9 protein-coding genes are annotated in these 12,794 nt (G+C 38.6%); 4 read left to right on the plus strand and 5 right to left on the minus strand.

Annotation, left to right across the window (positions count from 1 at the left end; all coding sequences use genetic code 11):
• Nucleotides 1-15 precede the first annotated feature (15 nt).
• Nucleotides 16-693, plus strand: coding sequence for a (d)CMP kinase (gene cmk / locus TY21_RS07110; RefSeq protein ID WP_042239929.1), 678 nt, complete (start codon nt 16-18; stop codon nt 691-693).
• A gap of 750 nt (nt 694-1,443) precedes the next feature.
• Here cmk and TY21_RS07115 read toward each other — a convergent pair.
• Together TY21_RS07115 and TY21_RS07120 are read right to left on the minus strand one after the other, a co-directional pair.
• Entirely contained in the window at nt 1,444-2,454 is a 1,011-nt protein-coding gene (locus tag TY21_RS07115) for a hypothetical protein (RefSeq protein WP_130589611.1), read from the minus strand.
• Between the two features lie 29 nt (nt 2,455-2,483).
• Nucleotides 2,484-2,744, minus strand: a complete 261-nt coding sequence (locus TY21_RS07120) for a hypothetical protein (RefSeq protein WP_130589612.1) — start codon at nt 2,742-2,744, stop codon at nt 2,484-2,486.
• Between the two features lie 448 nt (nt 2,745-3,192).
• Here TY21_RS07120 and TY21_RS07125 point away from each other — a divergent pair, with 448 nt between their 5' ends.
• A complete protein-coding gene (locus TY21_RS07125) occupies nt 3,193-4,536 on the plus strand; it encodes a leucine-rich repeat domain-containing protein (RefSeq protein WP_197725042.1) in 1,344 nt (447 codons plus the stop codon).
• Nucleotides 4,537-4,738: 202 nt separating this feature from the next.
• Here TY21_RS07125 and TY21_RS07130 read toward each other — a convergent pair whose 3' ends face one another.
• From TY21_RS07130 to TY21_RS07140, 3 genes are all read right to left on the minus strand, one after another.
• Nucleotides 4,739-5,494: a transposase gene (locus tag TY21_RS07130; protein WP_130589613.1), complete on the minus strand. Its 756-nt coding sequence runs from the start codon at nt 5,492-5,494 to the stop codon at nt 4,739-4,741.
• Nucleotides 5,491-6,372, minus strand: coding sequence for an IS1634 family transposase (locus TY21_RS07135; protein WP_130589614.1), 882 nt, complete (start codon nt 6,370-6,372; stop codon nt 5,491-5,493). Before TY21_RS07135 ends, TY21_RS07130 begins: the two co-directional genes overlap by 4 nt.
• 674 nt (nt 6,373-7,046) lie before the next feature.
• Nucleotides 7,047-8,723, minus strand: a complete 1,677-nt coding sequence (locus TY21_RS07140; protein ID WP_130589615.1) for an IS1634 family transposase — start codon at nt 8,721-8,723, stop codon at nt 7,047-7,049.
• A 338-nt stretch (nt 8,724-9,061) separates the two neighbouring features.
• Here TY21_RS07140 and TY21_RS07145 point away from each other — a divergent pair, with 338 nt between their 5' ends.
• Nucleotides 9,062-10,888 (plus strand): leucine-rich repeat domain-containing protein, encoded by a 1,827-nt coding sequence (locus tag TY21_RS07145; protein WP_197725043.1) that lies wholly within the window; start codon nt 9,062-9,064, stop codon nt 10,886-10,888.
• 538 nt (nt 10,889-11,426) lie between these two features.
• Nucleotides 11,427-12,776: a leucine-rich repeat domain-containing protein gene (locus TY21_RS07150; protein ID WP_052354511.1), complete on the plus strand. Its 1,350-nt coding sequence runs from the start codon at nt 11,427-11,429 to the stop codon at nt 12,774-12,776.
• Nucleotides 12,777-12,794: the final 18 nt, after the last annotated feature.

Below are 12,794 nucleotides of genomic sequence, written 5' to 3' on the forward strand. Positions count from 1 at the left end.
TACAGGAGATTTTGCATGATTATTACCATTGATGGTCCCATTGCTACAGGCAAAAGTACGATTGCTAAGACATTAGCACGCGAAATTGGCTACATTTATTTTGATACAGGAGCCATGTATCGTTGCCTAACTTATGGTGTTTTAAAGAAAGATATCAACGTCGATGATCCTGAGCAACTTAATGACTTTCTCCATACATTTAAATTTGATATCAAAAGTAAACATGGAAAAAAACATTACTATGTAGGAAATGAGGACGTTACCGATGCTATTCGCCTCGATAAAGTTACTTCTCATGTATCCAGCATCTCGGCTATCCCTATGATACGCGATAAGTTAGTGGCTATGCAAAGGGAACTTGCTATAGGAGTAAATGCGGTCTTTGAAGGAAGAGATATGGGTACGATAGTTTTTCCTAAGGCCGAGATAAAAATTTATTTAACAGGACGTCCTGAAGTACGTGCTAAAAGAAGATATGACGAACTCAAAAGAAAATATCCTGAAGAAACAAGAGAGCTTACGATTGAAAAATCCCTTGAAGATCTTAATCGACGAGATCATCTCGATTTAACTCGCGAAATATCTCCTCTTAAACAAGCTCCTGATGCTCTCGTGATTGATACTTCTGATTTAAGTATCCAAGAAATTATTTTCAAAATCCTAGAATTTAAAGATTTAAACATAAAAGTTTGAGGATCTAAATAATGAGCAAACAAAATTTAAATACAGCTCTTAAATTAAACACCTTACTTTTATTCCTGATTTAAAATAGCTTTATAAAATAAAGACAAAGCTTAACATTCAAGCAGCAGAGTATAAGAGGAATAAGAAAAATAAGATTTTTTTTGAATAAAGGAGGTTAAAGTTGAGAATAGAGCCGTTCCTCTAAGTGATTTTCTTTTGCTATATAGCTCCTCTTCTTAAACAGCTCATCAATTTTTTATGGAAAGCAGCTCATTTTTTATTTTTCCCACCTTTTTTCTCCCAAAGATGGCTAAGATGTTTTTTTTGCCTAAAGATTTAGAAAAGCTAGAAAGAGTCCTATTAGGCTTTAAGCAAAAAAGTTTATTTTTATGTTAATAAGTCCGGCTTATCTTCTTACTTTTTCCTTCTAAATAGACCAAAATAATAGATTGTTTTTAATTTTTTTAAGTTAAACATCTTGCATACTTTATCTTCCTTTTTAACGGAAAATCCTTTGAAAGATATCGGAGAAAAAAAGGCAGCGTTTTCAGTTGTAGAATGGCCGTAAATACTTTTTAAATTGAATGAGCTATAATGAAAAAAAAGCTTTTAGCCATCTTATCTTTAAACAAGTCATCCGCTTTCCTTCCTGCAACTAAGCAAGCTTAAACTAACCTACACATTTATAACGACAAGAAGTTTTTCTCTTTTTCTGTAGAGTGTTATAGGGGTGTAAACAAAAGTGTTGGCAACCTTTTTTTAAGCAGCAGCCTTGTAGGAATTCCAGTAAGCTTCCCAATAACCATTTAATCTACCTATTCTTAAGCTCAACATCGCATTAGCATTTTCTACCTTCCACCAAGCTCCCGCTATCTTCAGCCTCTTTTGTACCACATGCCTATGGCTACTTTCTATCTCACCTGACCCAATCGGTAAGCCTTTATCTAAAGCGCTTTTATAATTCATCATATCCAGTCTTTTTTCCATATATCTATAGCATCTTACTAAGCCATTCTCCTGCTCAGGATGATCTAGCGCCTTGAACTTAATTTCAATCTCTTTGAAAACTTCTCGGCTTTTTCCAGCTTTTAACTTTTCTTTACTTTCTTCTAACAACTTTTTTGGCGCAAAAATATTGCACCAAATCGCAGCCTCGGATAAATATTCACATAAATGATAAAAATCAATTAAGTGGCCGCTTCGATTGCAAAACTTTAGTTTTACTTGTTCAGCTATCCACGGCGCTCCATCACTTATGGCATGCACATAACTACCTTCTTTCAGACCCGCTAGAAAAGCACATTCTAGCATCTGTTGGCCTGCTTGTTCTGCTGTTCCAATACTACCAGCATAAAAGCGGTTGACTTTGTCCTTGCCTCTTGCCAAACTTATTTTGGCTTCTTTCCAACATATTTTTCTTGCTTTTCTTGCATCTTTTTTTGCTTGTTTGTCAACCTCATCTATCTCCACAATGGGTACCATACTCCCATCTGTTTCACTAATAATGATTGCTTCTTGACTCGACGTTTCTTTTTTTAGCTTAGCTATTTTGTTTGCATGCTTTTGGGTAATCAATCTAACCATGGAAGAAGAAGCTTCAATTCCATAATGCTCCTTCATCTTTTCCCCTACTTTTCCAAACGCAATATCTGCTCCAAAGTCGGTTATTGCTCGCTCTAAAGGTAAAGAATACCCTCTACACCTAACCTTAGAAGATAAAGAAAAGGGTCTAATCAATTTTCCTGCTTGTAGGAAGCATCTCTCTTCCATACCTACTATCCCAAATGTTGTATGCCAACTTAGTTTTTTTTTGAGTGCTGCCTTAATTTCATTTCCCGAGTCTTAACTTCTTGTTCATTTACTTGATGCTTTGCCCAATCCTCTAGGCATTTTTTCCCTAAACCTCTAACTTCGGGAATAAGAGCAAATTCAGCATCATCCGCCACTTCAATCCCTTTAACTCCTTCGGTAATATCTAATAATTCTCTAATGGATTCTAATAGACCGGGATGATTCTTTAAGCGATTAAATACTTTATTAACTTCTTCTTCGTTAAGCATATGCAACCTCCTTTTGCTATACTTTCAGTATGTATTAATCCTTCCTTATCTTGCCAACACTTTTAATTACACCCGTGTTATAGCTGGGAGAACAATTTTCCTTGACAGGAAGAAGCTAGGCGTATTGTATTCCATCATGCGGTAGAAGAATTAAAACAAGGCACCAAAAAGAGCCGTTTTTCTCAAATAAGGCAAAGAATCAATCTCATGCTTTTAACCAAACCAAAATTGCCGAGTCACTTAATCCCCAAAACCTGTGGCTGCTCCTAAATGCTTAGAAGGTCTCCCCCCTTTCCGTGAATCTATCTGAAAAAAAAGCGAGGTAGATTATCTGTGAGTTATTTTCATTGATAAGGATACGAATTCGTTTGACTTGCTTTTTTAATTTTTTTATATTGTTTTTAAAAATATAAATGCTGAAAAAGTTATCCCTACCATAGGAAATAAAATGCACCCTATCTCTTCGGCATCTATTGAAAGCTTGCCCAATGAATTGCTGCTCCCTATCTTGGAGGCTTGCGCAGTTCCTTCCTTATTTAGCGTCTGTAAAAGATGGCATCATCTGCTGGCTTCTGAAGTGATGCCTTCTCTTTATAAAAAAATAGCCCATCTTCATTTCCCCAGGGGGAATGCCACTACCCAGCGAACTCTTATGTTAGCTAAAGTTTATCAGCTCAATCCTAGACTTACCTCCAGCGAAAAAATTTATCAAGTTTTTAAACAAGTTTTTACCTTAGCTAAATCTATTTCTCCTTTGGAATTTAAAGGGAAAACAGAAGAAAAAAGAGGCTTAACGCTGGCTAATTACTCTTCTTATCTCTTTAATAATAATCGCCTTTTACTTTGGAAAGAACTTCCTGGTGGGGAAGAATACTTGAGCCGAGAAGAAATTAAGCACTTGCCTCTAGAGAAAAAAGGGGCACTTCTTAGAGATTGGATTGCAGAAAATCGTAAAAACATCACGACTTTAAATTTATCTAGAGTAGGCTTGACTTATTTACCCCCAGAAATATGCCAGTTATCTCAGCTGCAAGAGCTTCACTTAAGCAAAAACCAGATCATCAGTCTTCCTGCAGAAATCGGGCAGCTGTCTCAGCTGCGAGTGCTTGAATTAAATCAAAATCAGCTCATCAGTCTGCCTGCAGAAATAGGTCAATTGTCTCAGCTGCAACATCTTTACTTAAATCAAAACCAGCTCACCAGCCTGCCTGTAGAAATCGGGCAGCTGTCTAAGCTACAATGGCTTGATTTAAGCCAAAACCAGCTCGCCAGTCTGCCTGCAGGGATCAGGCGGCTTTCTCGGCTGCAATGGCTTTACTTAAGCAACAACCAGCTCACCAGCCTTCCTGCAGAAATTGGGCAATTGACTCAGCTACAAACGCTTGAATTAAATCAAAGCCAGCTCGCCAGCCTTCCTGCAGAAATATGCCAATTGTCTCAGCTGCAATATCTTTACTTAACTCAAAACCAGCTCACCAGTCTGCCTGCAGAAATCGGGCAGCTGTCTAAGCTACAATGGCTTGATTTAAGCCAAAACCAGCTCACCAGCCTTCCCGCAGAAATAGGTCAATTGTCTGAGCTGCAAGAGCTTTACTTAAATGAAAACCAGCTCACCACTCTGCCTGCCGAAATCGGGCAGCTGTCTGATCTGCAAACGCTTTACTTAAATCAAAACCAGCTCACCAGCCTTCCTGAAGAAATCGGGCAGCTGTCTCGGCTTTCCAAGCTTGAATTAGCGGAAAATCCTTGGAAAGATATCGCCGAAAAAATAAGGCAGCGTTTTCAATTGTAGAATGGTTGTAAGTGCTTTTTAAATTGTGGTGGGCTAAAATGAAATAAAAAACTTTTAGCCATCTTATCTTTAAACAAGTAATCCGCTTTCCTTCCAGCAACTAAGCAAATTTAAACTAACCTACACATTTATAACGGAAGTTCCACTTTTTTAGAAACAATCGGTAGCAATCAAGCTGTTGATTATTAATAATTTAAGTGAATTATCGGCGCTTCTTCCTAGTGACTACATGCGCATGATTCTTTGGTAAAACTTTTGGTAACTCTACTTTTAAGGCTTCAAGCATTTGTCTGTTTTGGTGACGTGGTTCGGGGATTTGCTGAAAACTTAAGCCATCATTTACTGTCCATTCTATTAGCGTTAAAGTAGATAAACTGCGCAAGCCCTCTTCTACTGTTAAATAAAGGTCCTTCCAGGCTTTATCAAGTTCTCTGATAATCATGTAGGCTAACATTACAATTAAAACATGGCCCCTTGTACTTTCTTCTGAACGTACATAGACTGGCCGTATCTCAAGATCGTTTTTTACTGTTCTAAAAGCTGATTCTACTCTAGCTAAATCTTTATAACGATCATGTACTTCTTGCATGCTCACTTCTTCGCAAGCAAGATCGGTTTTAATCACATAGCAACCATCTAGCTTAGCATCCTCAGCTAGTATTTCTTGATTGAGGCATACAGATAAACTTCTATCTTGTGCGCTAACTGTCACGCAAGTTTTAAGCGTTAAACGCTCGATTTTAGTTTTAATTTTTTTCAGCGCTACTTCTACCTGTGCTTTGGGATGCGCATGTAGATAGGCATTTTGCATAGCGACCAATTTTTCAATGCTAGCTAGCTTGCTGAGACGAGAATGGGCGATTTCCTGGGCGCGCACAGGATTGCGCTTAAGAATATATCTTATCCCATCTTCTTTGACTTCAGCCAAGTTATTATCAAATAGCGTATATTCGATCACACCTTTTTCATTAAGGTCTCTATTTGAGCTTTTGTCATAGCGGTAATATAATGAAAACCCTGCTCTTGTAAATTTTCGATCTGCCCGCTTTTAATCATCCCTCTATCGCCTACAAAAGTGACTTTCTCGCATTTAAAGCGTTCTTTAGCTTTTTTGATCTGAGCATGGAAGGTAGAAGTATCTTGGGTATTGCCTTTAAACACTTCGGTTGATACGGGTGTGCCATCGGCTGAACTTAGCAAGCCTATCACAATTTGCTTCTTACCTTTCTTTTTGTCTCGGTTGTAACCCCAATCGGCAAGCTCGTTTTTCTCGCCTTCTAAATACGAGCTAGTGACATCATACAAAAATAAGTGAGGAGGTTTCTTGCAAAAACTTTTAGTAAATAATCGATCTTCGATAGAGGCTTGGCTTTGGCATAACCACAAAAGATTCTTATAAAGATCTTCTTCGTTAAAGCCCTTTTGCAAGTCAATTACAGGTGCAATGGCATACGTTTCTGCCAACCTGACGGCAGAAAGCCTTGAGCCTTGCTCCAATACGCGTGCTACCACTTGCCACAACGCGAGCTGACCTTCTCGGCTATTGCCAAGTGCATCCACAATTCCTAAACGTTTAGCCATTTGGTAGATCACCCATACGCCACCGACAGATAATCCCTCTTGCATTGTGGCTCCACTACACGAGGTTAAAGCTTGGAGATTACCTTTATGTTTTAAAGCTAACTCGATAGCAGCAATTTCTTCAGGTGTGCAATTGGATAGATTACCCACCGTGCGTTTTTTGACGGTTTTGCCTTCTCTATAGGATTCTCGTAGCAAAATTGTTTCATAAACTTTGCCGGCAGCTGATTTAAATTTTGACTTCACTATATGCATACCTACAAAATACACTAATAAAAAGATTTATGTAAATATTAAAAACAATTTTAATTAAAATTTTGGTGACTACAAAATTTTATAAAAAAGCCATAAAGCTTTAATAATAAAATAATTAAACACTTTAACCTTATAAAAAAAATGGAACTTCCGTTATAACGATAAGAAGTTTTTCTCTTTTTCTGCAGAGTGCTATGGCTGGGAGAACAACTTTCCTTGACAGTAAGAAACTGGCGTATTGTATTCCACCCTTCGGTAGAAGAATTAAAACAAGGCACCAAAAAGAGCCGTTTTTCTCAAATAAGGCAAAGAATCAATCTCATGCTTTTAACCAAACCAAAATTGCCGAGTCACTTAATCCCCAAAACCTGTGGCTGCTCCTAAATGCTTAGAAGGTCTCCCCCCTTTCCGTGAATCTATCTGAAAAAAAAGCGAGGTAGATTATCTGTGAGCTATTTTCATTGATAAGGATACGAATTCGTTTGACTTGCTTTTTTAATTTTTTTATATTGTTTTTAAAAATATAAATGCTGATAAAGTTATCCCTACCATAGGAAATAAAATGCACCCTATCTCCTGACTTCAACACTTTTTTGCGTAAGTATCTGATTATGAAAATCCCCAAAATTTCTATGGGCACTACATTGGAAAGAAAGTAAAGATAAGGAGCTAATTTAAGGCTTATGAAATTTAGGCTTAGAGGAAATGAGCTTGTAAGGGGTTGTGGAATATTTTAACCCCATGACTTGATAAATCTTTAAGCCATGGTTACTAGCTTTTGAGGGGATCACGTAGCGCTGTCCATTTTTATCTTTCAAAATGCTGGATTGAATTCTAATTAGCTCTTGACGAATAGCTTCAGGTGACATTTTCTCATATTGTAAGGCTACCCGATATTCAAGATGCCTTACGCAACAAAAGGCTATAAAAGATAGGGCAAGATGAGCTTTTACTCTCTCAGGCGTCCAATGAAATATAGGTCTGACTTTAAGATCATGTTTAGTGATTCGGAAAGATTCTTCTACTTGCCAAAGACCGCGGTAGTGTTCTAACAGCTCGTGGGGTGATAAGTGTTTGGCATTGGTAATTATTCCATGCAGCCCGTCCCACTGAGCCTCTTCTTGTAGTTTTTTCTCATTTAAAGATATTTGTGACTGCCCTTTAAAATTTAAATATTTCTTGTAACCGTAATTTGAAATAAATGCTTGGCACTTTTTGCTTTTCTTTAGCTTCTCTATTAACTTGTTAAGAGCTTTTTCTCGATCATAAGCATCTTTTTTCGCTCTAGAGGCATTATGGGTAACAATTAGACGATGATCCTCATCTAAGTAAATAGCAGTAAGGCGTGTTTGACCATTTTCAGGATAGGTTGCATAAGCATTTAAATCTAAAATCTTCTTCTTAATCTCTGTTTTTTGATTTTTTAGGCGTGCTCCAATAATATACTCATATTTTGCTTGCTCAAGTGCTAAAAGATTAGCGCTATTTAAAATGCCACTATCGCCTACAAATATCACTTTATCTAGCTGATAGTTGGCTTTAACCTTTTCTAAAATAGGCATAAGAGTATGCCCTTCATAGGTTGATCCTGGAAAAGCCTGGTATCCAATAGGCATGCCTTGTTTAGTTACCATTAAGGAAATTAAGACTTGAGGCTGATTGAATTTAAGGTCTTTGCTATAACCATTTTGCTTAAATTCATCTTCTTGGAAAGACTCAAAATAAAGGGTAGTAGCGTCAAAAAAAATCAGATCGATTTTTTGTCCAAATAATTCTTTGGCTGTATTGTAAGCACAATCCTGTATAGCTTGCTGAGCCTCTTGATTTAAACAATCCATCATCCTATCAACACCTTGCAAGTTGATTTGTATCCCAAAGTCTTGCTCTAATTGCCTAACAGAAGCTCTTTTGCTAACAGGATTAGCAATGCGGGCCATGACAATGTGTTTTAATATTTCTGCACTTGAAGTGTTTTTAAGAATATTTCCAAAACCTAGCTCTTCATAGATTTTTCCATAAATCTCATGAATGCCCACGATAGCACGCTGTTCTTCTTCTAGGTTTTTAAGGTTAACGTTTAGCTCCTCATCGTTTAGCTTTGACATGTTTTTTGATTTAATCGCTTGCTGAGCCATTTCTTCAGGACCAAAAAGAGTGGGATCGTGTTGGTGTTCTATCTTGCTCTTGATATGTTCCGCTAGCTCAACCATTTTTTTAAGTTCTTGCTCGTCCATAGCAATCCCGACATAGCGGACGATTCTTTGTTTAACTTTTTCTCCATCGCGCACCGATTCAACAATCTGCACAGATTTTCTGGGGCTATTAGGTGTGGTTTTTACTCTGACAAACATAAAAATAAGCTATAAGTTTTCTTGCAATATAAAAGATTTCTAAAAATAAAGCAAGATAAATGTTTTACTAGGCACTACAAACTAGAAAACAGAAAAATCAGGAGTGTTTTCCTAGGAAAATTTGAAAAGCTTTATCACTTTTTGATGTTAAAATGTTGAAGTCAGGAGAAGGTCTCCCCCCTTTCCGTGAATCTATCTGAAAAAAAAGCGAGGTAGATTATCTGTGAGCTATTTTCATTGATAAGGATACGAATTCGTTTGACTTGCTTTTTTAATTTTTTTATATTGTTTTTAAAAATATAAATGCTGATAAAGTTATCCCTACCATAGGAAATAAAATGCACCCTATCTCTTCGGCATCTATTGAAAGCTTGCCCAATGAATTGCTGCTCCCTATCTTGGAGGCTTGCACAGTTCCTTCCTTATTTAGCGTCTGTAAAAGATGGCATCATCTGCTGGCTTCTGAAACGATGCCTTCTCTTTATAAAAAAATAGCCCATCTTCATTTCCCCAGGGGGAATGCCACTACCCAGCGAACTCTTATGTTAGCTAAAGTTTATCAACTCAATCCTGTACTTACCTCTACTGAAAAAGTTTATCGAGTTTTTAAACAAGTTTTTACCTTAGCTAAATCTATTTCTCCTTTAGAATTTAAAGAGAAAACAGAAGAAAAAAGAGGCTTAACTCTGGCTAATTACTCTTCTTATCTCTTAAATATTAATCGCCTTTTACTTTGGAAAAAGCTTCCTGGTGGGGAAGAATACTTGAGCCGAGAAGAAATTAAGCACTTGCCTCTAGAAAAAAAAGGAGAGCTTCTTAGAGATTGGATTGGAGAAAATTGTAAAAACATCACAATTTTAGATTTATCTAGAGTAGGCTTGACTTATTTACCCCCAGAAATATGCCAGTTATCTCAGCTGCAAGAGCTTCACTTAAGCAAAAACCAGATCATCAGTCTTCCTGCAGAAATCGGGCAGCTGTCTCAGCTGCGAGTGCTTGAATTAAATCAAAATCAGCTCACCAGTCTGCCTGCAGAAATAGGTCAATTGTCTCAGCTGGAATGGCTTTACTTAAGCCAAAACCAGCTCGCCAGTCTGCCTGTAGAAATAGGTCAATTGTCTCAGCTGCAAGTGCTTTACTTAAGTCAAAACCAACTCACCAGCCTTTCTGCAGAAATTGGGCAATTGCCTCAGTTACAAAGGCTTGATTTAAGCCAAAACCAGGTCGCCAGTCTTCCTGCAGAAATTTGGCAACTGTCTCAGCTGCAATGGCTTTACTTAAGCAACAACCAGCTCACCGCTCTGCCTGCAGAAATCGGCCAGCTGTCTCAACTACGAGAGCTTTACTTAAATCAAAACCAGCTCACCAGCCTTCCTGCAGAAATATGCCAATTGTCTCAGCTGCAACATCTTTACTTAAATCAAAACCAGCTCACCAGCCTTCCTGCAGAAATATGCCAATTGCCTCAGCTGGAATGGCTTTACTTAAGAGAAAACCAGCTCGCCAGTCTTCCTGTAGAAATAGGTCAATTGTCTCAGCTGCAACATCTTTACTTAAATCAAAACCAGCTCACCAGCCTGCCTGTAGAAATCGGGCAGCTGTCTAAGCTACAATGGCTTGATTTAAGCCAAAACCAGCTCGCCAGTCTGCCTGCAGGGATCGGGCGGCTTTCTCGGCTGCAATGGCTTTACTTAAGCAACAACCAGCTCACCAGCCTTCCTGCAGAAATTGGGCAATTGACTCAGCTACAAACGCTTGAATTAAATCAAAGCCAGCTCGCCAGCCTTCCTGCAGAAATATGCCAATTGTCTCAGCTGCAATATCTTTACTTAACTCAAAACCAGCTCACCAGTCTGCCTGCAGAAATCGGGCAGCTGTCTAAGCTACAATGGCTTGATTTAAGCCAAAACCAGCTCACCAGCCTTCCCGCAGAAATAGGTCAATTGTCTGAGCTGCAAGAGCTTTACTTAAATGAAAACCAGCTCACCACTCTGCCTGCCGAAATCGGGCAGCTGTCTGATCTGCAAACGCTTTACTTAAATCAAAACCAGCTCACCAGCCTTCCTGAAGAAATCGGGCAGCTGTCTCGGCTTTCCAAGCTTGAATTAGCGGAAAATCCTTGGAAAGATATCGCCGAAAAAATAAGGCAGCGTTTTCAATTGTAGAATGGTTGTAAGTGCTTTTTAAATTGTGGTGGGCTAAAATGGAATAAAAAGCTTTTAGACATCTTATCTTTAAACAAGTCATCCGCTTTCCTTCCTGCAACTAAGCAAGCTTAAACTAACCTACACATTTATGACGACAAGGATCTTCTCTCTTTTTCTGTAGAGTGTTATAGCTGGGAGAACAATTTTCCTTGACAGGAAGAAGCTAGGCGTATTGTATTCCATCATGCGGTAGAAGAATTAAAACAAGGCACCAAAAAGAGCCGTTTTTCTCAAATAAGGCAAAGAATCAATCTCATGCTTTTAACCAAACCAAAATTGCCGAGTCACTTAATCCCCAAAACCTGTGGCTGCTCCTAAATGCTTAGAAGGTCTCCCCCCTTTCCGTGAATCTATCTGAAAAAAAAGCGAGGTAGATTATCTGTGAGTTATTTTCATTGATAAGGATACGAATTCGTTTGACTGGCTTTTTTAATTTTTTTATATTGTCTTTAAAAAATAACAATGCTGAAAATTTATCACTACCCAAGGAAATAACATGCATCCTATCTCTTCGGCATCTATTGGAAGCTTGCCCAATGAATTGCTACTCCCTATCTTAGAGGCTTGCGTAGTTCCTCCCTTATTTAGCGTCTGTAAAAGATGGCATCATCTGCTGGCTTCTGAAACGATGCCTTCTCTTTATAAAAAAATAGCACAGCTTCATTTTCCCAAGAAGAATACCACTACCCAGCGAACTCTTATGTTAGCTAAAGTTTATCAGCTCAATCCTGGACTTACCTCCACCGAAAAAATTTATCAAGTTTTTAAGCAAGTTTTTACCTTAGCTAAATCTATTTCTCCTTTGGAATTTAAAGAGAAAACAGAAGAAACAAGAGCCTTAACTCTGGCTAATTACTCTTCTTATCTCTTAAATATCAATCGCCTTTTACTTTGGAAAAAACTTCCTGAGGGGGAAGAATACTTGAGCCGAGAAGACATTAAGCACTTGTCTCTAGAAAAAAAAGGGGAGCTTCTTAGAGATTGGATTGAAGAAAATTGTAAAAACATCACGGCTTTAGCTTTATCTAACGCAGGCTTGACTTATTTACCTCCAGAAATAGGCCAGTTATCTCAGCTGCAAGTGCTTTACTTAAATCAAAACCCGCTCACCACTCTGCCTACAGAAATGGGGCGGCTGTCTCAGCTGACAAGGCTTAACTTACGCGAAAACCAGCTCGCCAGTCTACCTGCAGGGATCGGGCGGCTTTCTCGGCTGCAATGGCTTTACTTAAGCAACAACCAGCTCACCAGCCTTCCTGCAGAAATTGGGCAATTGACTCAGCTACAAGCGCTTGAATTAAATCAAAGCCAGCTCACCGCTCTACCTGCAGAAATCGGGCAGCTGTCTCAGCTAAAATGGCTTTACTTAAATCAAAACCAGCTCACCAGTCTTCCTAAAGAAATCGGGCAGTTGTATGAGCTGCAAGAGCTTTACTTAAATCAAAACCAGCTCACCGCTCTGCCTGCAGAAATCGGGCAGCTGTCTCAGTTGACACGGCTTAGCTTAAATCAAAACCAGCTCACCAGCCTTCCTGCAGAAATCGGGCAGCTGTCTAAGCTGCGAAGGCTTGACTTAAATCAAAACCAGGTCGCCAGTCTTCCTGCAGAAATTTGGCAACTGTCTCAGCTGCAAACGCTTGACTTAGATGAAAACCAGCTTACCAGTCTTCCTAAAGAAATCGGGCAGCTATCTCAGCTGAAACAGCTTTACTTATACAAGAACCAGCTCACCAGCCTGCCTGCAGAAATCGGACAGATGCCTTGCCTTAACACGCTTGTATTAACGGAAAATCCTTTGAAAGTGAAAGATATTCCAGGAAAAATAAGGCAGCGTTTTCAATGGTAGAATGGCCGTAAGTACTTT

Origin of the sequence: Neochlamydia sp. S13 (assembly GCF_000648235.2) — a bacterium.
In the GTDB taxonomy this organism is placed as follows: Bacteria; Chlamydiota; Chlamydiia; order Chlamydiales; family Parachlamydiaceae; genus Neochlamydia.

Excerpts from the sequence above, each read along its gene's own strand:
- cmk (WP_042239929.1), top strand. The coding sequence starts at position 16 with ATGATTATTACCATTGATGGTCCCATTGCTACAGGCAAAAGTACGATT.
- TY21_RS07115 (WP_130589611.1), bottom strand. The coding sequence starts at position 2,454 with ATGGAAGAGAGATGCTTCCTACAAGCAGGAAAATTGATTAGACCCTTT.
- TY21_RS07120 (WP_130589612.1), bottom strand. The coding sequence starts at position 2,744 with ATGCTTAACGAAGAAGAAGTTAATAAAGTATTTAATCGCTTAAAGAAT.
- TY21_RS07125 (WP_197725042.1), top strand. The coding sequence starts at position 3,193 with ATGCACCCTATCTCTTCGGCATCTATTGAAAGCTTGCCCAATGAATTG.
- TY21_RS07135 (WP_130589614.1), bottom strand. The coding sequence starts at position 6,372 with ATGCATATAGTGAAGTCAAAATTTAAATCAGCTGCCGGCAAAGTTTAT.
- TY21_RS07140 (WP_130589615.1), bottom strand. The coding sequence starts at position 8,723 with ATGTTTGTCAGAGTAAAAACCACACCTAATAGCCCCAGAAAATCTGTG.
- TY21_RS07145 (WP_197725043.1), top strand. The coding sequence starts at position 9,062 with ATGCACCCTATCTCTTCGGCATCTATTGAAAGCTTGCCCAATGAATTG.
- TY21_RS07150 (WP_052354511.1), top strand. The coding sequence starts at position 11,427 with ATGCATCCTATCTCTTCGGCATCTATTGGAAGCTTGCCCAATGAATTG.